Here is a 23939-nt window from a genome sequence, read left to right as displayed (position 1 = left end):
GCAAAATAACGTTATATTTTTATGTAGTAATGATATTATTTATTATTTTCTCTATAACTCTTTCCATCTCAAAGCTGATTTTAAACTAATTATCTCATTATATATTTTGTTACTTTATTTTCTGTCTCCGTTTTGCTCTTGCAAATGTTTGCATTGATGTTTTTCCGCTTCGCAGCATCTGTAAAACTAATTGTACAATTACCTCTGCAAAAACCAACCCCATTGCAATCGCCCCTGAGATCATAAATGCACGCATCCCATTTTGAATTCCCATACTATAGTCTAGTTCAACGATGTTTCGCATAGTATTATAAGCAATACCACCTGGTACAAGTGGGATGATACCAGATACATTAAAAATAATCATTGGCATTTTAAAGCGACGGGCAAAGACTTGAGCAACAATACCAATAACAAATGCACCTAAAAATGATGCTTGCACTTCTGTTACACCAATTTGAATAGCTGTGTAATAAATAATCCACCCAATTGCCCCAACAACCCCACAGTAAGGAATTGCTTTTGTAGGAGCATTGAAAATAACACCAAAGCATGCTGTAAATATAAAACTAAAAACTGCTTGTAGAATGAATTCCATTTCCACTTCTCCTTAAAATGCGACAACTAACGCAATACCTGATCCTATTGCAAAAGCAGTTAAAAATGCTTCAGTACCTTTTACAATTCCAGAGGTAAAATGACCAGCCATTAAATCACGGACAGCATTTGTAATCAACACACCTGGAACTAGCGGCATAACTCCACCAACAATAATTTTATCCATTTCAGTTCCTAATCCAAAGTGAACTGCAAGTGTTGCTATCAACCCTACTACAAGTGCTGCTAAGAATTCTGAGAAAAATTTCACCCTTGTCATCTCTTGTATAACAATGACAACAAGATAACCAACACCTCCAGCAACAAATGCTGCAGGCATATCTGACCATAGTCCGTTAAATAAAATCATAAAACAGCTGCTTGCAATAGCACCAGCTAAAATTTGTAAATGAACTGGCAAAAAATAATTTGTTTTTTGTATTTTTCTTAGCTCGTCATATGCCTCTTCTAATGTTATCATTTTAAATGTAAGCTTACGAGAAACGCTGTTAACCTTTGCGATTTTGTGAAGATCTGTAATTCTTGTTGTAATTGATGTAATTTTAGTAATCTGCCTCTTGCCTAATGAAAGGATAATGCCTGTAGGTGTTACATAGCTTTGTGCATCTTCTATGTTTTGTGAGCGTGCCATACGGAGCATCGTATCTTCAACTCGATATGTTTCTGCTCCACTTTCCATCATGATTTGGCCAGCTAATAAAAAACAGTTAAGCGCCATTTCATAATTCTGTTCGTTTTTATCCATAGTGTGTGTCAATCTCCTTTTTCTTCATGCTCATAATATCGAAGAGAAATGAAAATCTCAATACATACTTTTCTAAGTTTACTTAGTGTTTACTTTATTGACAATTTTATAACAAAGGAGCGCATCTAGATTGGAAAACCAACGTAAAGCACGTGGTCTAGATAGTTTACTATTAAGTGCTATTTTTTTGCTAACTGTTATTATTGCTGTATTTATTTTCATTAGTGGGGATTCTAAGTTTCAAAAGAATACTTCCGCTGCTAACAACGATAAAGTTGATGAAACGACTGCAACTCTCACTGAAACACAGTCCGGCTTTCCCGACATTCAAATCATTAAAGAAAGTTCTAACGATATATCGATACCTTATTCTATGCAGTATCCAAAAACTAAATTTAACACGGTGAATAAAGAAATTTCAAAATACATAGCAGATTCAAAAGAAAAATACCTCGATACTGTTTATTTGTTTAGAAATGAAAATAAAAATAATAGCGTTGTTGGTGATTTTAGAATATCTCTTCAAATTCATCAATATAAAAACGATTATTATTCATTTGTCTTTACTAATAAATCATCCGTAGATAAAACAAAATATGATGCCACAATTCAAACGTATTTATTTAATAATAATACGGGAGAATTCGTGAACATGTATCAATTGCTAGATGAAAAGGTTAAGAACTTAGAAGTTTTGGCAGAATATGTACAAAAACAAATTACAAGCAACCCAGCATACAAAGAATATCTTTATACAGAAAAAGTGCAGACGCTTACTGAGCCAAAATGGCGTCACTTTAAAAAATTTTCAATTGTTGATAATGAATTAGTGATTTACTATGATAAAGATGAAATTGCGAGTCCACTAGCAGGAATGCCTACAATTCGTATCCCGATGTCATTTTTAAATCCTATATTAGATGAAAAATACCGAACTAATGATACAAGTTCGAATACCATTATTAAAACCACACACAAAGGCAAGCGTGTCGCATTAACGTTTGATGATGGACCACATGAAAAAGTTACGAAACAAATTTTACAAACACTTGAGAAATACGATGCAAAGGCGACTTTTTTTATGGTAGGCCACCGCGTTGAAAATAATGCCTCTCTTGTAAGAGAAATATTGGCAAGTGGGCATGAAATTGGAAATCATTCTTGGAACCATTCCAATCTAACTACTTTAACTCCTAAACAAGTTTTATCACAGTATAATTCAACAAATGATGTAATTTACGAAGCTACAGGGCAATATCCTACTGTGTTCCGCCCACCCTATGGTGCAAGAAATAAATGTGTAAATGACCTAGTTTCAGTTCCAATTGTATTGTGGACAATTGATACATTAGACTGGAAATATCGTGATGCTGATAAAATATTGCCAATGGTGAAGAATAAGATGCATAATAATGCGATTATTTTAATGCATGATATTCACCAATCTACTGCTGATGGGCTTGATAGTGTTTTAGCTTATTTGCAGGATGAAGGTTATGAATTCGTAACTGTCAGCGAAATATTAAACTATCAAACAAGTAAATAGAGATATAAAAAAGCGATTCGTTACCCTTCACAAGGTTTACGAATCGCCTTTTATTTATTTTAAATCTACACTACCTAATTGCTTAAAGGATTTTAAATCATAGCTTTTTACTTCATTTCTTGAGACTGTATATAACGTTTCATCAATATAAAGCATTCGAGAAATATTCGTCTCCCACTCTTCGTATTGCTCTCCATTTTTCGCAGGAGTTACAAGATTTCCTTTTAGTTGAATTCCATTTTCAGCCGTAATTTCATAAACGAGTGCGCCATTTCCCTTATATTGAACATCATACTCGCCCTTTCCTTCATAGATAACAACTGGGAATCCAAAATAGCTATACTTGTTATTTTTGAATAATGCTTTATGATTATACTGAATATCTGAATACGTCCCACGCCCACCAACTACAACTGTATCCTGCTCTTTTGGATTATTATAATCTGTAATATCAAATAGCGATATTTTCATACCTGCAGTTGTAGTAAAAGGTTGTTTAGAATAACTGTCAATTCTTGTTTCCGTTTCATATCCAAAACCAATTAAGTGATTTTCATCTAATGGATGTAGATAGTTGCTAAATCCTGGAATTTTTAATTCACCTAAAACTTTTGGTTTTTCAGGATTTGCTAAATCAATAACAAACAGTGGATCAACTTGCTTAAATGTTACGATATATGCCTTATCTCCCATAAAACGTGCTGAGTAGATTCGTTCACCTTTTGCTAAGTCAGTTAATTCCCCAACCTTATTAAGCTGCTCATCATAAATAAATAAATGGTTTTTAGATGCTTGCTCTGGGGATCCCCACATGTTGCCTTCTGTTGTTGCAATTCGGAAATAGCCATTATGTTCATCCATTGAAAATTGATTTAATATGCTGCCCTTTAACGATGTTGATCCAACAAGCTCCACTTTTGTTCGGTCTAATGAAAATTTATAGATATCAGTATTTGTAGGTACTGGCATAATTCTTATGTCAGTTGTAAATGACGCAGAGCTTTTCGACTCATATAACGTTGGTGAATAATTAAACGCTGTTAAATAAAGTGCGTTATTTGACATGTAGAGAGTTGAACTTCCACCTAAAAATCCTTTTGTTTGAACTTCTTTACTATCTAAATTATCTAAATCAATTGCAGAAATAATTGTATAGCTTGGTTCCATTGAGCCAGGTAAGATGGATAGTTGTTTAATGTCCATTGGCGTTATTTGGTCACTTGCACTATCATACATATACGGTCTAAGCTCAACATCCTCATCTTCTAACAGCCTCCAGTAGTTTGGAGTTTTGTTTGTTACTATATATAAAACATTATTGTATTTCCGAACACCATTCATATAGCCATCTTGACCAATTTCTCTTACTAATTTTGGATTTGCAGCATCTTCAATATTATAGAATGCGGCTTTAGTTAAGCTAATACCACCCATGTAGGGTTCTTGTTTCATTTCTACATACTGATCCACTATGACAATAAGCATATCATCATGCAACATTAATTGGCTTGGATAACTATTAGGTTCTAATGAAATTTTACTTGTCACTTTTAAAGATTTTGGATTGCTAGCGTCCGTAATGACAATTTGATTATCGATTATTGAATATATATGATGTCCATCTGTTACGACAATATCACCTTCCTCAATTCCTTCAACCTGATTATTTGTTGTTGAATGTGAAGAGGTATTTGATGTAGCCATGTCTGCACTTTCTTCTTTAGCACCAGAGGCTTCATTCTGTGCATAACCGAAATTACGATTGTTACTGTTTAAAATTGTTTGAAAATAGTCTTTCAAATCTTGAGCTGAGGTTAGTTGCTCAATTTTTTCAAGTACTTTAAATTCAATTGTTTGCTTTTCCTCTTTTGCCGCTGTTTCTTTAAATGCGTTTTTTTCTACATGAAGAACATACTCACCAGGTGCAGAGGCCACAATTGAAAGCGATTGTTTTGATGGTTGTAAAGTAATTTCTGCGTCAACCTTCTTTCCTGCCTCATTTGTTAAATAGATATCTCCATTATTAATGCTTTCCTTTTCAATTGCATGAGAAAAATGTACATTGTATGGTTGATTTACAAAAACTGTAGATGCTGCACTTACTTCCACCTTTTTTCCGAAGAATACTAGTACAGCACTTGAAATGAAAATAATAGTTAGAAGAAGTATTCCACTTGTATAAAACCTTCGCTTCATTTCTTTTTCTCTCCTTTATGTTAATCTGTTTGATTAATTAGACTTTTAAAGTTGTATTTCGTTTCAAATTTTGGAAATAAATATTTGAAAAATTTCATTGTTTTATAATTGTTCAAAAATCAATTACACTCCAAAGAGTTACTTTTATTAAATAAACAAGAATCTGCTCAATCCTAAACAAAGAAAGAGCAGATTCTTAGAATTTTTTATATAATCGAATAGTTAATGACTTTTTATGAAAAATAAAATACAAATCCTACCATTTTACAATCGTTGATCGATGAGATGTTTCTTTAATAATAACACCGCGCTTAGCCAATTTTTCTATATATTCACTTCCCGGTACAATCAATTCAGGCGGGAATACTCCACGTTCTGTTATAACACCACTGCCAATCATTACGGCTACAGCCGCAATTGTACAAGCAGTTGCACGAGCCATTGCTGTCATGCTGGATGTTTCATCTCTCTTTACATTCATATCATACTCAAATGTAACTTGTTCACCAGATTTTTCCCCAGCAACAATTACTCTAAGCAGGACAGCATCTTGCTTATCACCTAGATTAAGCTTTTTCTTTAGAGCCTCGCGAACAACATCCCGCACCTTTACTTCGTTGCCATCCACTTCAACTTTATTTTCTTTATCTAAAAATCCTAAGTCTACAAGCAGCTGGAATTTTTCTGCATGCCCCTTATATCGAACCGTTTTATACTCAAGTGTTTTGACATTCGGGAACGTTTTATAAAGTGTTGAAGTGCCTCCTGAAGTGTAAAATGCTTCAAGTACGCCAAACTGATCGAAATAAATTGGCTCAATTCCAGACAGTGATGCAACCTCTTTTAGTTCTCCACCTTGAATTATTTTCGCTGGCTCAGTGTAATGATCCATTACCCCCTCAAGAGAAAAAACTCTTGTATAGTTTAGCGGCGGTTCCGGGTTTGTAGGAATCCCTCCAACATAAAGCTTTATTGACTCTACGGAATCTAATTTTGATGCACCATATCCAGCTAATATATTTACCATGCCTGGTGCTACTCCTAAATCCGGAATTATCGTGATGTTTTTCTCTTTTGCTTTTTCATGGAGCGTTAAAATACGGTCTGTTACATCTCCTATATGTCCGCCTAAATCAACAGAATGCACACCTACTTCAATTGCAATTTTCGCAACACTTTCATTAAATTCATAGAATAGTGCATTTACTGTTACATCCCCTTTTGACATAACACTCCGCAATTCAGCTTCATTTTTAGCATTTAGCGAAACGACTTCTATTTTATTTGTGCTTAAAGAATCTACAAATTGTTGTGCAGCATTTGTATCTAAGTCAGCTAAGTATATTTTTTCTACTTTTTCGCTGGCATTTAAGTCACGTGCTACCTCTTTTCCCATTAAACCAGCACCTAAGACTACTATCTTCATCACACACATCCCCTTTTTGCATTTAGTTTTCTATGTCAATTTGTGCTCGTTGCAGCTTCCCACTATAGTCGACATATATGCTTTTCCATTCTGTATATACGTCTAAAGTAGCCTGGCCAGAATCCCTATGGCCATTTCCTGTTCCTTTTGTCCCCCCAAAAGGCAAATGGATTTCAGCTCCTGTAGTTCCTGCATTTATATATACTATCCCCGTGTCCAAATCTCTTTGTGCTATAAATAGTTTATTAATATCTTGTGAGAAAATAGAACTCGATAAGCCAAATTTCACGCTGTTATTTACTTCAATAGCTTCTTCTAAACTATCAACTGAAATAATGCTAACAACCGGTCCGAAAATTTCCTCTTGTGCAATGGTCATATCATTTTTTACGTCTGTGAAAATTGTTGGTTCAAAATAAAAACCTTTATCAAATGGTGGTGCTGTCAACGCTCTTCCCCCTACTAGCAACGTTGCGCCTTCACTTTTTCCGATGTCAACGTAGCGCTGTATTTTTTCAAGAGCTGAGCGATTAATAACAGGTCCAATTTTTATAGTTGGATCAAGGCCATTACCGATTGTTAACTTACTTATTGCTTCGACGAGCATTTCCTCTAGTTCATCTTTTACATCTTTATGGACAATGATGCGACTACACGCTGTACAACGTTGACCAGCTGTTCCAAATGCACTCCAAACGATTCCTTCCACCGCTAGTTGCAAATTAGCATCATCCATAACAATAACGGCATTTTTTCCTCCCATTTCAAGTGACACCTTTTTCAAATGTTTACCGCCAAGTTCTGCTACTTTGCTGCCCGTTTCATTCGACCCTGTAAACGATATGATTTTCACATCAGGATGCTTTACCATCTCTGTTCCAACAGAAGTACCCGTGCCAAACACGACATTGGCTACTCCCTTTGGCAAACCTACCTCTTCAAATATTTTTGCCATTTCATATGCCATGAGCGGCGTTTCTATGGAAGGCTTCCAAACAACTGTATTCCCTGCAACAATTGCCGGAAACGCCTTCCAAGTTGCGATTGCAATCGGGAAATTCCACGGAGTAATAAGGCTCACTACTCCAACTGGCGCCCTCACGCTCATAGCAAATTTGTCAGCGAGCTCGGAAGGCGTCGTTTCACCGAAAAGCCGTCTTCCTTCTCCTGCCATATAAAGCGCCATATCTATTCCTTCCTGTACTTCGCCTCGAGCTTCCTCAATCACTTTGCCCATTTCCTTCGTTAAAATTTGAGCAAGGTATTCTTTCTTCTCTTTTAATTTAAAACCAATCTCATATAAATATTCTGCTCGTCTAGGTGCAGGTACAAGCGCCCACTTTTTTTGTGCAGATTTAGCGGCTGCAACAGCTTCATCAACCTGATCTTTAGTTGATAAAGGTACTTCTGCCAGCTGCTCCCCATCAGCCGGGTTTATAACTGGAATAGTTTGAAGGTCCTCATTCGCAATCCATTTACCATCAATAAAGTTTTGTAACTTCATAACACCCTCCTTATTCGAAAAATCAATTATATTGTACTATTATTCGACATTTTCTATTTAATTCCCTTTTTTCATAATGTTATTTATTGTAAAAGTTATTTGCACGAAACTTTTCTTTGATGTAAAACGTATTCCTAAATGATATAAATGTATTAATAACTTTGGGAGGTTATGAAAATGAACAATCACGAAATTGATTACAAATTATACGGCGATGATATGCAATTTGTTGAAGTAGAGTTAGATCCAAATGAAACGGTTATCGCAGAAGCTGGAAGTTTAATGATGATGGATGATTCAATTAAAATGGAAACAATTTTTGGGGATGGTTCTAAAAGCAGCGGCGGCGGTCTTATGGGAAAATTAATGGGCGCTGGAAAACGTTTAATTACTGGTGAAAGCTTATTTATGACAACATTCACAAATGAAGGTTCCGGAAAACGTCACGTTTATTTTGCTGCTCCTTATCCAGGTAAAATCATTCCAATGGATTTAAGTGAACTAGGCGGCAAAATTATATGTCAAAAGGATTCATTTTTAGCTGCTGCTAAAGGAGTTTCTGTTGGTGTTGAATTCCAACGAAAAATTGGTGCTGGATTCTTCGGTGGAGAAGGATTTATTATGCAAAAACTTGAAGGCGATGGCATGGCTTTCGTTCACGCAGGTGGTGCGATTCATCGTGTAGATCTACAACCGGGTCAAAAATTACGTGTTGATACAGGGTGTTTAGTTGCGATGACTTCAACTGTTGACTACGATATTGAAACGGTTGGAGGCATCAAAACAGCATTATTTGGTGGAGAAGGAATCTTCTTTGCATCATTAAGTGGTCCGGGTACTGTTTGGATCCAATCATTGCCATTTAGCCGTCTAGCAAGCCGCGTATTTGCTGCTGCACCAGTTTCACAAGGCGGAGGCGGTAAAGACAGTGGTGAAGGTGGAATCGGCGGATTGTTTAATTTGTTTAACGATTAATAAGAATGTGAATGCGTCCTTTAGCTTTATATAGGCTTAAGGCGCCACATCTTCGATAAAGAGACGCAATTCATCTTTAGAGGCTTGGCGGTTTGCGCTATACTCCTCAAAACACTTTCTTATTATTGAGGAGCTTATATTCCTAAGCTCCTTTTTAATGTTTTAGAACTTACCATAAAAACATTTTCAAAAATAAAAAATCGCTCCTAGGATTATCTCCTTTGGAGCGATTTATTTTATAAGTAAATAACGACAATTAAAATAACGGCTAAAATAATTCGGTAAATAGCAAAAGGTACTAGTTTAATGCGCGAAATCAACTTTAAGAAGAACTTAATAGAAATTAATGCAAAAATAAATGCACTAATAAAACCAATTACGTAAAACCAAAAGTGATCTGCATTAATTTGATCCCAGTTTTTCACTAATGATAACCCACTAGCTCCAGCCATAATTGGCACTGCCATAATAAATGTAAAATCTGATGCCGTTTTATGGTCAAGACCTAGTAAAACCCCACCTGAAATTGTTGCTCCAGATCGAGAGAATCCCGGCCATAATGATAAACATTGAATTAACCCAATTTTAAATGCCTTCCCATACGAAAGATCATCTAAAGTTTTTACAGCTGGTCGTTTAGGAGCAAATTTATCAGCAATAATCATTAAAATAGCTCCAACTATTAAGCCTACAATTACAGTTGATGTGAAGAATAAGTTTTCATCAATGTAATCTTCAAATAACACACCAAAAACACCTGCTGGTATAATCCCAACTAATACATGTCCTAGATTAAATTTGCGAGATGGAGTTTGTCCCTCTATTTTATATAGTCCAACAAGGCTTAGCATCCTCTTCCACATAACAACTACAACAGCTAATATCGAGCCAAGCTGAACAACAATTTTAAATGTATTTGCTGAACCTGAACCTAAAAACTCTTTCGTCTTTAACCACAAATCATCCACTATAATCATATGTCCCGTAGAAGACACCGGAGCAAATTCCGTCATCCCTTCAACAAAACCGAGGATAACGGCTTTAATTAAATCAAAAAATTCCATACAAAATAAAATCTCCTTATATTTTTATTCTATAAGTCCTTAAATTACAATACATGATGCTTTTTAGAATGTCTATCACCATTCATCTATTAATTGCTTGTAAAATTAACATTTATCACCCATAATTCACTGCGGCTTCCGATTCTAGTTGGAGGCCCCCAAAATCCAAATCCCGATGATACAAGTGCATGCATCTGGTCTTTTTGCAAGTATCCATAATCAAGCTCAAAGATTCGATTGGTTATTAAATTATTCGGCCAAAGTTGTCCAAGATGTGTATGCCCCGATAAATGAAGGTCCACACCTGCCTCTTCTGGTAAATTCAAGTTATTAGGCGTATGATTCATAACCACCCAAGGAAGTGTACCGTCTTTTGGCTTGAGCTCGTCAATTGTCATTCTATTTTTATTTGTTACATCTTCTTGTCCCGTTAAATAAAAACGATTTCCAACAAAAATTGTTTCATCCATTAAAATTTGGACATTTGCTTCCTTCATTTCTTCTACAAAAAGCGGAATTTTGCCGCCGTAATATTCATGATTTCCCAGCACTCCATAGACACCATATGTTGCTTTTAGCTGTTTCATCACTTCATTCATGCCATCTTTTACAAACCAAACCGGATCATCATCAACCAAATCCCCCACTAGTAACACGGCATCAGGATTCTCTTTATTTGAAAGCTCTACAAATCTTTGCAAATGTTTTTTGTTTGAGAGAATTCCTAAATGAAAGTCTGATGCAACGACAAGCTTTAGAGGTTCTCCTTTTTTATCAATGTTAATTTCTAGATTGCGAACGACCGGCGAGTATGCGTTATATGTACCCCATGCAAATAAAACAATAAGTAAACCCACAACAATGGAGCCAACTACTGAGACATTTTTAATTGGTGTTAATACAACAATTAGATTTGCGATAATACATAGTATGAGACCGTATTCGAAAAAGAACATCCAGTAATTCCCGATGACTGAGAATATACGAAGCGAGCTATGCATTCTTCCAATCAAAAAGCTAAAAGCAATAATGAAGAAGACAAGCCAATAAATAATTGGCACTGGTAATAAATGAATTGCTGCGAGCCATTTTTTTAAATTAAAGCCTAAATAAGTGCTAATGGCACTATACAGGATCATTGCTATCGAGATTCCAGCAATATTCCCCATTTTGCAACTCCTCCATCTTTGCTATGACTTTTTTCAAAGTATACCATGTAGATTAAGGAATAAACATTATTAATGATGGAATAGGAATAGGCTGTCCAGATATTAAAATTTCTGAACAGCCCTTTGTGAATCCTACTTAACCTTCGAGGATGTTGCGCCTTAAAAATAGTGAAATCTAGTACTCAGTTGGTACAGTAACAATTACTTTAAATAAGTCTCCATCCAATTCTATGTTTAGAAGCCCTTCGTGCAAGTCAACAATTGATTGTGCAATTGCAAGCCCTAGTCCAGAACCATCTGTATGTCGAGATGCATCCGCGCGTTTAAAACGTTCTGTAAGTTCTTCTACGTTTTCACTCATTTCATATTTCGAGACGTTTTTGACAGTAAACTCTGCTTCTGCACCACGTTTCTTTAACGTTACATAAACCCTTGTTCCTTCTAGCGAATATTTTATTGTATTGACTACTAGATTATCTATAACACGCCACCATTTTTGACCGTCTACATACGCAAATATTGGTTCATCAGGGATTGTTAAACGCAAATCAAGTTTTGCATTAGAAAACTCTTCCTCATGCTCTCCAATGGCTTGTTTCATTAACTGTGTCAAATCAATTCTCTGCTTAGTTATTTCAATATTGCCGCTCGCCATTTTTGAAACTTCAAATAAATCTTCAATTAATGTTTTTAAACGAGCTGATTTTTTATCTAACACATCTATATATTGGTTTCGTTCTTCTTCTGTAATATTAGGATTTTTCAATAAATCTGTGTACGTAATAATCGAAGTTAAAGGTGTACGTAAATCATGGCTAACATTTGTGATTAGCTCTGTTTTTAAACGTTCGCTTTTTGCCTGTTCAGACATTGACCTTTTAACACCTTCACGTAAAGCATTTAAATTAGCTGCATGACGTGCAAATGGTGATTTTCCTTTTACTTTTATTTCGGTTGTTAAACGCCCTTCCGCCATGTCCTTCGTTTGCTTCATAATACGGTTTAGGTAGCCCATACGACTAAGGAAAATTAGAAACGACGGTAACGCTATAAAGAAAAAGAGGAATAAGTAAATAACAGTTAACACACCATCTACAAATGCACCTACTAGTCCAATCCCTGCAAGGAAAGCTATAGTTAAAATGGCAACTGACTGAAGTCCAATTGAGCGATTTAAAAATAAATCTTGTATGCCATTTGCCAATTTATATAGAAATGCACCCTTTAATTCTTTCTGCCATTTAATTTCGCCATTCATCGATTCAAAAGTCCATATTGCGCCAAAAGTTACTGCAGTCAAGGCGATAAACACGATTACCGTGTAAATTATAATTTCTAGAATGTATGAGATGAAATTATTCCCTGCCCAATTATAATAAATATTTCCAATCATATTTCCAACTACGTCTATGAAAGCAATTCCAATAAAAGCTGTAATCAGAAGTGACACGATTCGAACATCCACCGGTAATTTTAAAAACATAGTTTTAATCTTATATGAAATCATAAATTGCTTCCATGAAGGTTTAGCAAATGTCAGTAACCCAACAATCGCTAAAATCCCAGTTGCCCAAATAATATAGAAAATAATTTTTGCAACCATGAAGGATTGATATTCACCTTTGAAGTTTGCAGAATTTAGCATTGACTTTGGAACACTAATTATCCCTTCAAATTGCGCAATTTCACCTTGTACCTCAAACCCATTATACATATCATCAATTGTGTGGTTACTTTCATATGGATCGATATAAGCTGTACTATCAACAGTTAAATATGGTTCATTATAACCAAATTTATTTGTATAAATATTTGAACCATTTAAATCCCCTAATTCTACAGTTTCTCCTGTTTTAATATTAGTAATGCTATACGCAAAATAATTATATTCATTTAAAAAGTCATTTCGGTCGCGTTCTTGTTGTGCTGCATAACTTTCTATAATGCGTATTTTGTCATTGCGTATTTTCTTTTCAACATACTCGTCATTTTGAAAGTTTCCTTTTATATCTTCAATTTTCGCATCACGTTCTGCGACTAATAGTTCTTTTAATTCATTGTCGCCTGTATGTTCTGCTTGCAATATTCGATCAGTATATTGGCCGCGAATATTTTCTATTTGCTCAGTTAAAGTACCATAGTAATTTCTGTAATAGTCGATTTCTTCCTGAGTAACTGTAATATTTTTCTTTGCCTTTTCTTCATCAAAGGGTGCCAAAACATATCTTCCAAGTTGTTCTTTATAGCTTTCTATAGTTGATTGGAAGTAATCCGAATTAAAGTAAGATTTGCCAATATAACTTTGACCATGATTAATAAACAATAACCCACTAAAAATAACCCATATTATAAGAAAAAGAGTGAGGAATAACTTACCTTTTTTTCTCAATTTATAATCCTCCTCAAAATAGTTTTGTTAATAACTGGCGTGCATTATCATACTGTTCAATTAAAAAATTGACTGTAGCAATACTAATGAAAGTCATTCCGACTATTGATGCCATTAGACAAATTACCGTTACGCTTGTCTCAATATTATTTTTCAATTTTGTATCCAATTCCCCACACAACCTTTAAAAATCTTGGATTTTTCGGATCCGCCTCAATTTTTTCACGTATTTTGCGGATATGGACTGCAACAACATTTTCTGCGTTATACGCTTCTTCGTTCCAAACAAGCTCATAAATTTCATTAATCGAAAAGACACGACCCGCATTTTTTAGTAGCAACTCAGTAATTTTGTATTCAATAGGTGTAAGCTTTACGAGTTCACCATCAAGCCGAACTTCTTTTGCATCAATATCGAGTGATAGTCCGTTCACTTCGACTTTCGTCTGTGATTGACCGTGATATGTACCTAATTGAACATACCGTCTTAACTGAGATTTTACCCGCGCAAGAAGTTCAAGTGGATGAAATGGCTTCGTAATATAATCGTCTGCTCCTACTGATAACCCGTGAATTTTGTCTGTTTCTTCCGCTTTTGCACTTAACATGATAATGGGAATATTTCGCTCTGCACGGATTCTAAACGTTGCCGTAATCCCATCCATATTTGGCATCATAATATCAAGAATAATTAAATGCACTTCATTTTCTTCCAGCTGTTTTAATGCCTCCATTCCATCAGCTGCTTTTAAAACGTTGTAGCCTTCGTTCTTTAAATAAATTTCAATCCCATCACGAATATCTTTGTCATCATCTGTGATGAGCACTGTTAATTTTTCCACAGCTCTCACCTCTGCTCTTTTTCTTATGGTTTTATCATAAATTTCGAATCTTAACATCCAGTCATGAAAATTATGAAGAATTTCTTAAGATTTCTTTGTTTATGTAGTAGTTTTTTTATGGCTCTTCGAAATAATGTTAGCTTTTAATTTTAGCTTACGTTATTTAAAAGGTTATATAAAGAGATTTTAATGGGGGAAATTGGAATTCGGTATAAAAATTTAGGTTTGCTTCGTAGGCGGCGGGAAAGGTGATGTAGTTGAAGGAGAAGAAACAGAAGCAGCTAATTCGTTTCTTACTTTAATGTAGAATGAAGAACATGTAGGTGTTTATATGATGTTTAAGTTAATAAACCGCCACCAGTGGATGTGACGGTTTATTTGTTATTTATATTTATTCTTTGCCAAATGGACGGCAACCTCATATGCAAATGCATTCCAGTCGCCTTCTTTAATGTTGCCTTTCTCGTACTGTTCCTCCCAATGCTTTCTATCTAAATGTAATTCTTCAATGCTAAAAGCAGTTTCTAATATCAATTTTTTAGTAGCTGGGGAACTAGTACGCATTTCATATTTCGTTTGCATTGCTTTACTTGAGAAATCCAATTTTGACCCACCTTTTTTAATAGGCTTTCCAACGAATTCCGCTAAGCATTGGGCAATTGCATAACAGATTTTCTCGAAATCCCGTTTGTAAATGGCTATGTCGGCTGTGGAGCACACAAAGCATACTTCAATTAATATTGCAGGCTTGTTCGTACTGTTTAAAAAGGCTAAGTCTTTACGCAACTTAGCCCCTCGATTAATTAATCCGCTAACTTCCGAAATTGCCTTTGACATTTTGGCAGCTAAGTCTTTAATTGAGAAATATAGTACCTCGACACCAAGCCCCCTATCCGTACGACTGGATGAATTAAAATGTACCGATACATCAAGTTCACGGCTCGTTAAATTGTGTTCGTTCACTAGATATTTTAGATTTTGTGATTGATTTTTTGATGAGTTGTCTACAACATGATTTGTTGTAATTTTATTTGCTCGTAGTATTTTTACTACTCTTTTAACTACTTTTCGCGCTTCAGCTACTTCATCAATTAAGTCGCTAGCTCCTGTGCCTGGTACCCAGTGTCCTGGGGAAATTGTGATCATATTTGGTCGCCTTCCTCATTAACACCCGTTTTTTCTTTGACTATTTTTAGTAAGTTTTTTACAAATGGAGGCATTGGAGCTCCCATCTTAACCCCATTTTCAGCGATTGAAATAAACTCAATAGCAATGTAAGCAAAAGCTGCACCATCACCGATGTAGCCGCCAAAAATGTCAAAGTCCACATATTGACTAGCGGTAAACTCCAGTGCATAAATCATCCCGATAAGTACCAAAATATACACTTTTCGTACAAAACCAGTCCAACCTACACGACTATTTAATTCTTTATTTATTCCCGCGGCTATTAAACCAGTTGTGTAATCCGCAAGCATAAATAAAATGAGGATTGACACTGCAACCCCCACTAAATCAAACATATAAGATACAATAGCACCTAAAATCCCTGTTATTAATGCTATTTTGTTTTCCATTATTTGAGCACCTACCACTATTAAATTGCACTGCTCGGCACAGTGCGTCGCTTAAATCATGTTGCCAATATAAAAAGCACCCTATAGAGAGTGCTCTACTACTAAAGTTTAAATTATTTTAAAAATAGAGTAAAAAATAATGCTACCCTACTACATTTCGTTTTTACTTTTCTTTTTCTTCATAAGTAGAGTTAATAAGAGCCACTAAATCCCTATACTCATTATCAGTTATTTGTCCCATTGTATAAATAGTAGTAACACGGTTCGTGGAAACATCTTTCGAATAAGTTTTGGCATTTATAATTTTTCTCCAAATGTCACAAATTTTCATTTACATCCTCTCCTTTACCTTTACCCTAATATCATTACTTCTAGTAACGCTGTTTGATAAGTAGTTTCCGCATAATTTAATTCTTCCAAAGTAGGCTTCACCTTTACTATTTGTTCTTTGGTTTCAAAGGCCGATTTATCTATCTCGATTATCGTACCATTGTCGTATTCCTCTCTAATCAAGCCCTTTGCTTCTACCGTTTTTACTAAATTCATTAAAACACCCCTCCCGTTGCGAATACATAATGAGTGTCAGTCGTCCTTACCTGTGGCATCCATTCTATTTTCAGTGATGATTTGAATCTAATAGGTATATCGATTAAAGATACACCGCCGCCTCCACCAGTATATGGATATGTCACCACTGAGCCTAAGTTAAAGTCATTTGTTGCGGAGAGTCCCATAAACGGCTCGCCATAATCCGGCCTATTAAAAATATTGTCCAATTTTGTCATACCGATAACACCACCTGGACCATTATAGCTCTCAGGTGTCTTACCATAGTATTTAACAACTCCATCTATAGTTACCCGAAGCATATTAGAACCATTACCATGACCTACAGCACTTAGTACATTTTGCAGTTCGCCTTCTCCAGTGATATTTATTAGTGTATACCAAGTATCAATAGTATAACTACCGCTACCTTTTGTAATTACATAGGAGAATGGCGTCATTACAGCTGGCTTAAAACCAGATGTAACCGTATTCTTGATTGATGCAACATCAGTCTTTACGGTACCCACATTTGTATTTATATTGTTTATATTAGTGTTCATTGTATTAGTTCGTGTGTCTAATGTGTCGGTTTTTGATTTCACACCATTTACAGTAGTTTCGGTACTGATAACTGTAGTTTTTATACCATCAACAACTGTTTTTGTAGTGTCTACAACAGACTTAATCTTCTCTTGCATTGCCTTAGTTGCAAGATCTATAATCGTCATTATTCAACTACCTCCTCGTACCAAATTTGTGGTTCGCCAGCTGCTGATAAAAAAAATCCCCAACGGTATAACAAACTTTCATGAACAAATGTGTTAATATTTTTTATTTCTTCTTGATGTTTTTCCAGCTTCTCACCTTGGACTACTATATTATCAGCATTTTCTTTTAGCTTTTGGTCGATTATATCCGCATTGTCATTAAAATCTTGAACGTTATAAAAATCAGTTTGTTCTGGTTTTTTTAGACCATAATTTGTCGTTTTTTGCATTAACTTAACACCTCACTTCTTAGTTGTTCATGCTCGTACACACTTAATTGAGCATGTGTAAACTTAGTCAATAAACTATTCTGGTTGTAACGCAGCTCAACTATTAAATTCATATTCTGCGGAGTAATTCGTTCTAACATGGCAAAGGCGGTATCGAACTGTCCTTTGAGAGTTAGTTCAATTTTCACCTTCAATGTTTTATTGACTACATTCCGTTCTATTACAAATTGTCCCTTACCTAGTAAACTATCGAGTATTTGTTCAAGCACTTTATTCGAATAAGGGGGATGTTCCTGAAATCTTGCGAGCAACCTAAACCGTCTCGTATCAAGGGTGTCTGTTGCTGGCACGTTAATCTTCAACATTTTCTCATACCGTGAGACACCTTCTTCATTTGCAGTCACTATAAATTGATTGTTTAAACTATCCTCAATTGCTTGCCAAGTTCCATCAAGAGGCTTTTTTTCTGCGTTAGCTATTTCAACAATTTCTTGGATTTCATGGAATACTGAAGGAAAATAACTTAATAGATCTACTTCTCTAGCCAATGACAACACCTCTAATCGGTATAGCTTCTTTATCTAGTTCAATATTTGAAGTTCCACCGTTTAGTTGAGTGTTTGCAATATCCAGCACGCCATTTACACCAAGAAGCCTTGTTTCAATTTGCGATATACGAACAACTACGCCTTGATGATCCTCCTCATATGTTTGAGCTTTTGCCCACTCTTTCGCTAAATCGTTAAAATAATCATCAATGACTTGCAATACGTTTTCTTGAATGTCAACCCATGTCCATCCACTTTGATAAGTAATATTAAGCGAAATATCGACTGTTGTCTCATTAACAGCTGACACTGTGGCAATATGGTCAATTGGTGCAATTCCTACTCCTTCACCTTGTACACCTATTGGATCTACAGCCTCTTGAATCGAATCAATTAATGTTTGAGATGGTTTTTTAAATTGAGAGTTAATAATTGTTAAACCAACTGTTCCAGCACCATATTTTGCACGGTAAACACGTACTCCACCTACACCATTAAGAGAACCGACTTTAGATTTGTAGTCGGCTCTGTTCCCACCAAACGCTACCGATTCAAATGAGTTAAAATACTTTGTTCTAATCGATTCTGTAGACTCTTCATCCTCACCTGGTATAAGCACTTCTGTTAGTTCTGCTCTTTCAAGTCCATCTATATATTCAATAGGGATTAATGATCCTAAATATAAATTACCGACGTTTCCAGCTGTCTCACATTCAAGTACATATTCACCAAATGAAATTCGTTCAATAGCCTTATAGTTTAATTGATCCAAACTAAAACGAGAACCAATTGGTATGTCAATATTAAAAGTACCTTTCAACTTTGCTTTAGTCGCTTCATCAACAGTAAGTCCCCGCTCAGCAAGACGACGAATTAAATACTCTCTTGGAGCAGTATCGGCGAATACCATATCATTATTATTTTTAATTGTGACAAGCATTTGGGCTATTTCAGCACTGTTAGCTGCAGTCGCAGTATAAATAAGACTACCTTCACGCTTATCGAGTGAATCATTAATTTTAGCTAACTTTTGCGCCATTAAATCTTCATAGGTTGTTTCTAAATTAATTGGTTCAGCCATTAGTAATCCACCTCTTTCTTAGCTGTAACTTCCCCAAATATGGTGTGGGCAACAAAATTCACATGTACTTTATTTTTATTTGCTATAACTTCAAAAGAATCAACTTCAGTGATACGTTCATCTTGTAAAAGGCACTCGCGAATTCGACTTTTCACTTCACTAGCAACATAGGCACTAGGCTTTCCTATTAAATCTTTAAATTCCACCCCATAGTTCCACGAGTAAATCAAAAAGTCATACCGTTCAATGCTAAGCATTAAAAAAATCGCTTGTTCCATAGCTTGTAATCCATCTACAAAGCCAACACAGCGATTTCTCTCTAAATTTAATTTAAATGTTTTCGATGGCTGAACTTCTTCTTCGAAGTCCGCTATTAGACCATCGTTTATAATTTGCTGCGGAATCATCACATCACTCCTTATCGACGATGATATATTGTTGGCCACCATGCACTCGAATCATTGTAACTTTGTCACCTTTCTTTAAACTGTTATGGACCGTATAGTTCTGTTTAGAACCGTTCATAGTCGCTTCAACAGTAAAGTCCTTCACATTCCTGGTCAACTTTAAATGCTCTTTTTCTAACACTAACTTCTGATCAATTTGCACTTTCAAAGGGTTAACATCAATGACGATACCATAAACAACAGTTGTTAATTTTTGAGCATTCATGGAATTAATTGCAACTTTTTTAATGATATTTAGAAAATCATTCATATCACGCAATGAATTCACCACCCAGCAGCGTTAAGTCCATTCGGTGATCCGACTCATAAAAAGTATGTTTTACAGAATCTACAATCATGTAATTCTGAACAGTTACGTCACCTAAATACATATAAACGCCAATTATTGAGCCTCCACGAACACGTTTATCACCAAAGACCTGGTTGATGTGCAGCTTACGGGATTTCATATTGTATAACTTTAATAAGGAATCAGCTTTGACTTTACCATTTTCCTTTTCACCGACAGTGTCCGTATATTGAAGAATACCCCAATTATTAATATTCTCACTATCTTCGGCGATAAATATTTCACGCTTGCCGGTTTCTTTATTTTCACGAACTAATTTAATTTTGTTATAGGTTCCGTCGTCAATTGAAGTAGTGTAATCAAATGTTTCACCGGATTGTTCATCAATTAACAAATCTAGTTCTAATTCTTTAATATTGCGAAGGCACAATGAGCCAAAATCATCGTACAAAATATAAATTTCCTTTGTATAATTAGTCGTTTCTGATAGTACATTCTCCATAATTGTAAATAGCTCTTGATTGTCCTCAACTCTTGAAGGAATAATATGCTTTGTATCTGCCACAATACCGGTCTTCAATTGAAAATCACTTGCAAGCTTTTGAAGTACTTGTGCTGCAGTTTTATTTTTGAATACGTAAGTGTCTTTGTTTTTAAAGTATCGAAGTTGATCATATGCTGTAACACTTATAATGCGATTATTACTACGTTTTTTACTAAAAACATATCCAAAGAAAATTTCCTTTCCATCATAATGAAACTGTACAGCATCACCTTCATAAAACCCCAGCTTTTCATCTTTAATTACATTAAAAGTAAGCTTTCCTGGAGAACCTTTTCTTTTAGTCTCCCAAACAACACCCTCCTCAACAGCACATTCAAAGGTGCGCCCTTGAGAAATAATCAACAGTTGACTTTTAGCCAAGTTTAATCACCTGCCCTACCCGAATTAAGTTTGGACTTGATAAGTTATTAATTTTAGCAAGTTCGGTATATTTCGAGCCTTCTCCGAGATATCGTTTTGCAATTCCCCATAGAGTTTCACCTCTGGCTACTATATGTGTTTTCGGAGTTTCTTTACCTAAAGTAGACCTTTGTTTTTGAATAGTAGCCTTTTTATTTGTATCACTAGAAACGCTTGGTTGAATGTTAATTTTATTGTTCTTATATTCCCGGTATTGTTTCAATTTGATTTTCACTTCGATATCAAACCCATTTTCAGCATCATCAACAAACTCATAGCTTTCTAGCGCAAAGATAATTTCATCTGTATCAAATAATAATTTCCCATTAGGTAACATTCGATTAACGATGAGTTTAAAGGGTTTTTGCTCTATCTTAAGTTTTTTCAATTTTTCCAAATAATAAGCTGCTGGCTTAAATTCATTTTGGTAAACAGCAAAAGGGTATTGTGTATTTGGAAGTAAAACATCAAACTCAATTTCTGTTAATCCAGGTTTTTTTAATACATTAACTTCACCTTCATTTATTAATGTAATTGTTTCGTTTTTATTATTGATTCTTGTTGTCATTTTAGAAGGTGGAACAGGCAATTGCACGCCATCAAGAAAGAATTTATACATAATAAGTGTAGCCTCCTTCTGCTAACATGTCTGCCGCTTCTTCAGCTCGTTCTCCAAAACGATTAATAACGCCATCAATGTCTAATTCGGAATTGATGTGGTTTTCATTTCGCATATCGACTTTTATTTCTGCAGCTGTATAACGATTAATTACTTCACGTTCTGCTAGGTCTTTCATATAGGCTAAATCTTCTCCAGCCATTTCAACACTATCAGCAAATCTCCCAGTGTTTTCTGCTGTATTGTTCGCAAAGTTATTTCCCGTACCTAGGGATTCCATAATAGCTTGCATTTGAGCTTCTTGCTCTTTTTGTTGAGAATCATCTTCTTGCTTATCGAAATTAAATAAATTTGCTCCCCAGTCATTTCCAGCTTTCCAAGCATTGGAATATTCCATACGTTCCAAACCTATTCCTAAATCAGACATTACTTTGTCAGTATCTAGTTCCTCATAAAGAACTTCATATTGACCATTACCATACTCTTCAACACCCCAATCTACTAAACCAGATAAATCTTCTCTCCATCCTGCAACTGTAGTTGCAAAATCCGTTCCAAAAACGAAATCTAGTGCACTTGCAATCTTCTCGATTACTCCAAGTGCATTGTCAGCTAAATCGCCAAATAAGTGTATAATGGCACCTATTGGATCATTAAATACATTACCAAAGAAGTTAGCAAAGGTTACCCAATGATTGTATAATGCTTCTACAATACCTAGTACAATCTGAATTAGACCGAAAAATACATTTGCTATAAAGGCACCTAATGTTGCAAAAACACCTGCAATGATACCTGTTGCACTATAGGATTTCCCTGTGAAAAAATTCACTGCTGCAACTGCTAGATAAAAAACTCCTATTAAAGCTATCATTACCATTACAACTTGAAATATGGGATTCGCTGCTAAAGCCGCATTTAATCCCCACTGTACGCCGGTTAATGCTAATGTTGCTGATACGCCCCTTAAACTTGTTGCAGTCATTAATCCAATTGCCAATATTTGCAAACCAGTCCAAAATGTTGTAGCAACCGCCGCTGCTTTAGTAATTAACAGCGCTAAACCGTATGCTCCAATTGCAGCTGTCGCAGTACCAACAATTGGCGCTATTAAACCCCAATTGTCAATAATAAATGCACCTATATCAGACATCATACTTAATACAAACATGGCAACTCCTGATAAAATCATTAAGGAATTAGAAATTCCGTCCATAAATTCTTTCATTCGTTCGCTATTTGCAATTTCATTGATTTTTTGTAAAACTGGTGTAAATGCATTTATAGCTCTATCTGTCATTACAGTCCATATTTTCGACCAGGTTAAGGGTAACGCTTCAAATGCGGCGTTGGTTTCAGCCGTTGCATAGAGCATTGCATTCTTGATAACTTCTCCTGTTATTATCCCTTTTGAGGCTAATTCCTGAATATTAGACGCATCTATGTTTATATTCATTGCTTCTTCTAAATATCTTTGTATGTTCTCAATAATTGGTTGGGCATTAGCAAAAATCCCATTTATGTCCTTTTCCTGTAAAACTCCATCAGACATTGCCTGAGTTAGTTGCTGCATTACAGAATTAATATCCTCCTGCGGTGTTCCTGCAATTGAGAGTGATTTATTAACTTGTTCAACAAAAGCTACGATTTCAGCATTACTATCGAACTGAGTTCCTTCTTGCATTCCTAATTTACCTACCATATCTGCAGTACTTTGGTAAGATGTATAAGAACGTTGAGCGGAATCGAAAATCATTTGCTGTAATTCAGGTGTTGTCATTTTCCCATCATTTATCATATCTAATTGTGCGTTCGTATTCGCCATGTCATCAGATAAAGATAGAACACTCCCCAATTGTTGTAATGATAAATAACTTTTTGCAATCGCTCCTAAAGTACCTAAAAGATTATTAGCAGGATTATTTGCATTTTCGATATTTTGATTTAATTTCTCTTGTGCTTCATCAGCTTGTCGTATTTCTTGTTCTATCTGATTGAAATTTGATTTAACTTGTTGTAATTCTTCTTGTATAGCTTCTAATGCTGAGAGATCAATTGCTTGACTCGCTACATCTTGAAATGTATAAAAATTATTAATAACTGTAGACATTGCTATGTTCATAGAATTGAATTGCTGAGACATCATGCTGTCAATTTGTATTCCTGTGTTCATTGTAGCCATTTATTCACCGCCTTTTTGTATAAAATAAAAAAGCACTCAAGTTGAGTGCTATGTTCAAAATTAATACCATCATTCTACTTACTTTGTTATGGTACATCTAGTTTTTTGGCGACTAATTTTAATGTGTTTCATTATGGAGGCAAATTCGAGACATTAATACTGAATAGCATAGACACAACATTTATCTATATT

General features: G+C 35.2%; 25 protein-coding genes. 2 read left to right on the top strand and 23 right to left on the bottom strand.

Translation table 11 applies throughout. The features are described 5' to 3' along the window. Positions 1 to 109: 109 nt before the first annotated feature. Positions 110 to 598, bottom strand: a complete 489-nt coding sequence (locus MKY04_RS02030; protein WP_126295025.1) for a threonine/serine exporter family protein — start codon at positions 596 to 598, stop codon at positions 110 to 112. 12 nt (positions 599 to 610) lie between these two features. Further along, on the bottom strand, positions 611 to 1363 hold the full coding sequence (locus MKY04_RS02025) for a threonine/serine exporter family protein (protein ID WP_126295023.1): 753 nt from the start codon (positions 1361 to 1363) through the stop codon (positions 611 to 613). Positions 1364 to 1493: 130 nt separating this feature from the next. Between MKY04_RS02025 and MKY04_RS02020 the strand changes: the two genes are divergently transcribed. Further along, complete coding sequence (locus MKY04_RS02020; protein ID WP_346235234.1) at positions 1494 to 2909, top strand: polysaccharide deacetylase family protein; 1416 nt, start codon at positions 1494 to 1496, stop codon at positions 2907 to 2909. A 54-nt stretch (positions 2910 to 2963) separates the two neighbouring features. Here the strand turns inward: MKY04_RS02020 and MKY04_RS02015 are convergent, their stop codons facing one another. The 3 genes from MKY04_RS02015 to MKY04_RS02005 all read right to left on the bottom strand — a co-directional run bounded on the left by MKY04_RS02015 (position 2964) and on the right by MKY04_RS02005 (position 8035). Further along, positions 2964 to 5105 carry a beta-propeller domain-containing protein gene (locus MKY04_RS02015; RefSeq protein WP_346235233.1) on the bottom strand — a complete coding sequence of 714 codons (2142 nt, stop codon included), beginning with the start codon at positions 5103 to 5105 and terminating at the stop codon, positions 2964 to 2966. Between the two features lie 256 nt (positions 5106 to 5361). Further along, positions 5362 to 6531 (bottom strand): saccharopine dehydrogenase family protein, encoded by a 1170-nt coding sequence (locus MKY04_RS02010; RefSeq protein ID WP_126295019.1) that lies wholly within the window; start codon positions 6529 to 6531, stop codon positions 5362 to 5364. Between the two features lie 22 nt (positions 6532 to 6553). Beyond that, positions 6554 to 8035 carry an aldehyde dehydrogenase family protein gene (locus MKY04_RS02005; RefSeq protein ID WP_346235232.1) on the bottom strand — a complete coding sequence of 494 codons (1482 nt, stop codon included), beginning with the start codon at positions 8033 to 8035 and terminating at the stop codon, positions 6554 to 6556. Positions 8036 to 8212: 177 nt separating this feature from the next. On the opposite strand from MKY04_RS02005, the gene MKY04_RS02000 reads away from it, so the two are divergent. Next, positions 8213 to 9010, top strand: coding sequence for a TIGR00266 family protein (locus tag MKY04_RS02000; protein ID WP_126295015.1), 798 nt, complete (start codon positions 8213 to 8215; stop codon positions 9008 to 9010). 236 nt (positions 9011 to 9246) lie between these two features. Here the strand turns inward: MKY04_RS02000 and MKY04_RS01995 are convergent, their stop codons facing one another. The 18 genes from MKY04_RS01995 to MKY04_RS01910 form a co-directional block, all read right to left on the bottom strand. Next, entirely contained in the window at positions 9247 to 10074 is an 828-nt protein-coding gene (locus tag MKY04_RS01995; protein WP_126295013.1) for an undecaprenyl-diphosphate phosphatase, read from the bottom strand. Between the two features lie 89 nt (positions 10075 to 10163). Then, positions 10164 to 11243 carry a metallophosphoesterase gene (locus MKY04_RS01990; RefSeq protein ID WP_126295011.1) on the bottom strand — a complete coding sequence of 360 codons (1080 nt, stop codon included), beginning with the start codon at positions 11241 to 11243 and terminating at the stop codon, positions 10164 to 10166. Positions 11244 to 11418: 175 nt separating this feature from the next. Further along, a complete protein-coding gene (locus MKY04_RS01985) occupies positions 11419 to 13632 on the bottom strand; it encodes a HAMP domain-containing sensor histidine kinase (protein WP_346235231.1) in 2214 nt (737 codons plus the stop codon). 13 nt (positions 13633 to 13645) lie between these two features. Further along, positions 13646 to 13801 (bottom strand): hypothetical protein, encoded by a 156-nt coding sequence (locus MKY04_RS01980; protein WP_346235230.1) that lies wholly within the window; start codon positions 13799 to 13801, stop codon positions 13646 to 13648. After that, complete coding sequence (locus MKY04_RS01975) at positions 13779 to 14474, bottom strand: response regulator transcription factor (RefSeq protein WP_126295007.1); 696 nt, start codon at positions 14472 to 14474, stop codon at positions 13779 to 13781. The genes MKY04_RS01980 and MKY04_RS01975 overlap by 23 nt, the downstream gene beginning before the upstream one ends. Before the next feature lie 381 nt (positions 14475 to 14855). Further along, positions 14856 to 15620: an N-acetylmuramoyl-L-alanine amidase gene (locus MKY04_RS01970; protein WP_346235229.1), complete on the bottom strand. Its 765-nt coding sequence runs from the start codon at positions 15618 to 15620 to the stop codon at positions 14856 to 14858. Then, positions 15617 to 16051: a phage holin family protein gene (locus MKY04_RS01965; protein WP_346235228.1), complete on the bottom strand. Its 435-nt coding sequence runs from the start codon at positions 16049 to 16051 to the stop codon at positions 15617 to 15619. Before MKY04_RS01965 ends, MKY04_RS01970 begins: the two co-directional genes overlap by 4 nt. Positions 16052 to 16214: 163 nt before the next feature. Then, positions 16215 to 16382, bottom strand: a complete 168-nt coding sequence (locus tag MKY04_RS01960; protein ID WP_185807756.1) for a hypothetical protein — start codon at positions 16380 to 16382, stop codon at positions 16215 to 16217. A gap of 20 nt (positions 16383 to 16402) precedes the next feature. After that, positions 16403 to 16597 carry a hypothetical protein gene (locus MKY04_RS01955; RefSeq protein ID WP_126295002.1) on the bottom strand — a complete coding sequence of 65 codons (195 nt, stop codon included), beginning with the start codon at positions 16595 to 16597 and terminating at the stop codon, positions 16403 to 16405. Next, positions 16597 to 17328, bottom strand: a complete 732-nt coding sequence (locus MKY04_RS01950; protein WP_148103518.1) for a hypothetical protein — start codon at positions 17326 to 17328, stop codon at positions 16597 to 16599. The genes MKY04_RS01955 and MKY04_RS01950 overlap by 1 nt, the downstream gene beginning before the upstream one ends. After that, positions 17328 to 17597 (bottom strand): hypothetical protein, encoded by a 270-nt coding sequence (locus tag MKY04_RS01945; protein ID WP_126294998.1) that lies wholly within the window; start codon positions 17595 to 17597, stop codon positions 17328 to 17330. Before MKY04_RS01945 ends, MKY04_RS01950 begins: the two co-directional genes overlap by 1 nt. Further along, entirely contained in the window at positions 17597 to 18154 is a 558-nt protein-coding gene (locus MKY04_RS01940) for a putative phage tail protein (protein ID WP_246020376.1), read from the bottom strand. The genes MKY04_RS01945 and MKY04_RS01940 overlap by 1 nt, the downstream gene beginning before the upstream one ends. Next, positions 18138 to 19226 (bottom strand): baseplate J/gp47 family protein, encoded by a 1089-nt coding sequence (locus MKY04_RS01935; protein WP_126294995.1) that lies wholly within the window; start codon positions 19224 to 19226, stop codon positions 18138 to 18140. The genes MKY04_RS01940 and MKY04_RS01935 overlap by 17 nt, the downstream gene beginning before the upstream one ends. After that, positions 19226 to 19633, bottom strand: coding sequence for a DUF2634 domain-containing protein (locus tag MKY04_RS01930; RefSeq protein WP_126294994.1), 408 nt, complete (start codon positions 19631 to 19633; stop codon positions 19226 to 19228). Before MKY04_RS01930 ends, MKY04_RS01935 begins: the two co-directional genes overlap by 1 nt. Positions 19634 to 19637: 4 nt before the next feature. Further along, on the bottom strand, positions 19638 to 19943 hold the full coding sequence (locus MKY04_RS01925) for a DUF2577 domain-containing protein (protein WP_126295043.1): 306 nt from the start codon (positions 19941 to 19943) through the stop codon (positions 19638 to 19640). 1 nt (position 19944) lies between these two features. Next, on the bottom strand, positions 19945 to 20907 hold the full coding sequence (locus MKY04_RS01920; protein ID WP_346235227.1) for an XkdQ/YqbQ family protein: 963 nt from the start codon (positions 20905 to 20907) through the stop codon (positions 19945 to 19947). Beyond that, positions 20900 to 21565 carry a LysM domain-containing protein gene (locus MKY04_RS01915; protein WP_346235226.1) on the bottom strand — a complete coding sequence of 222 codons (666 nt, stop codon included), beginning with the start codon at positions 21563 to 21565 and terminating at the stop codon, positions 20900 to 20902. The genes MKY04_RS01920 and MKY04_RS01915 overlap by 8 nt, the downstream gene beginning before the upstream one ends. Next, positions 21558 to 23747, bottom strand: coding sequence for a tape measure protein (locus tag MKY04_RS01910; RefSeq protein WP_346235225.1), 2190 nt, complete (start codon positions 23745 to 23747; stop codon positions 21558 to 21560). The genes MKY04_RS01915 and MKY04_RS01910 overlap by 8 nt, the downstream gene beginning before the upstream one ends. Positions 23748 to 23939: the final 192 nt, after the last annotated feature.

Origin of the sequence: Lysinibacillus telephonicus, from assembly GCF_039654155.1 — a bacterium.
Classification (GTDB): Bacteria; Bacillota; Bacilli; order Bacillales_A; family Planococcaceae; genus Ureibacillus; species Ureibacillus telephonicus.
This window is presented reverse-complemented; position numbering and strand designations above follow the sequence as displayed.

Coding starts and splice junctions, on each gene's coding strand:
- MKY04_RS02030 (WP_126295025.1), bottom strand. CDS start 598: ATGGAATTCATTCTACAAGCAGTTTTTAGTTTTATATTTACAGCATGC.
- MKY04_RS02025 (WP_126295023.1), bottom strand. CDS start 1,363: ATGGATAAAAACGAACAGAATTATGAAATGGCGCTTAACTGTTTTTTA.
- MKY04_RS02015 (WP_346235233.1), bottom strand. CDS start 5,105: ATGAAGCGAAGGTTTTATACAAGTGGAATACTTCTTCTAACTATTATT.
- MKY04_RS02010 (WP_126295019.1), bottom strand. CDS start 6,531: ATGAAGATAGTAGTCTTAGGTGCTGGTTTAATGGGAAAAGAGGTAGCA.
- MKY04_RS02005 (WP_346235232.1), bottom strand. CDS start 8,035: ATGAAGTTACAAAACTTTATTGATGGTAAATGGATTGCGAATGAGGAC.
- MKY04_RS02000 (WP_126295015.1), top strand. CDS start 8,213: ATGAACAATCACGAAATTGATTACAAATTATACGGCGATGATATGCAA.
- MKY04_RS01995 (WP_126295013.1), bottom strand. CDS start 10,074: ATGGAATTTTTTGATTTAATTAAAGCCGTTATCCTCGGTTTTGTTGAA.
- MKY04_RS01990 (WP_126295011.1), bottom strand. CDS start 11,243: ATGGGGAATATTGCTGGAATCTCGATAGCAATGATCCTGTATAGTGCC.
- MKY04_RS01970 (WP_346235229.1), bottom strand. CDS start 15,620: ATGATCACAATTTCCCCAGGACACTGGGTACCAGGCACAGGAGCTAGC.
- MKY04_RS01965 (WP_346235228.1), bottom strand. CDS start 16,051: ATGGAAAACAAAATAGCATTAATAACAGGGATTTTAGGTGCTATTGTA.
- MKY04_RS01960 (WP_185807756.1), bottom strand. CDS start 16,382: ATGAAAATTTGTGACATTTGGAGAAAAATTATAAATGCCAAAACTTAT.
- MKY04_RS01955 (WP_126295002.1), bottom strand. CDS start 16,597: ATGAATTTAGTAAAAACGGTAGAAGCAAAGGGCTTGATTAGAGAGGAA.
- MKY04_RS01950 (WP_148103518.1), bottom strand. CDS start 17,328: ATGACGATTATAGATCTTGCAACTAAGGCAATGCAAGAGAAGATTAAG.
- MKY04_RS01945 (WP_126294998.1), bottom strand. CDS start 17,597: ATGCAAAAAACGACAAATTATGGTCTAAAAAAACCAGAACAAACTGAT.
- MKY04_RS01935 (WP_126294995.1), bottom strand. CDS start 19,226: ATGGCTGAACCAATTAATTTAGAAACAACCTATGAAGATTTAATGGCG.
- MKY04_RS01930 (WP_126294994.1), bottom strand. CDS start 19,633: ATGATTCCGCAGCAAATTATAAACGATGGTCTAATAGCGGACTTCGAA.
- MKY04_RS01925 (WP_126295043.1), bottom strand. CDS start 19,943: ATGAATGATTTTCTAAATATCATTAAAAAAGTTGCAATTAATTCCATG.
- MKY04_RS01915 (WP_346235226.1), bottom strand. CDS start 21,565: ATGTATAAATTCTTTCTTGATGGCGTGCAATTGCCTGTTCCACCTTCT.
- MKY04_RS01910 (WP_346235225.1), bottom strand. CDS start 23,747: ATGGCTACAATGAACACAGGAATACAAATTGACAGCATGATGTCTCAG.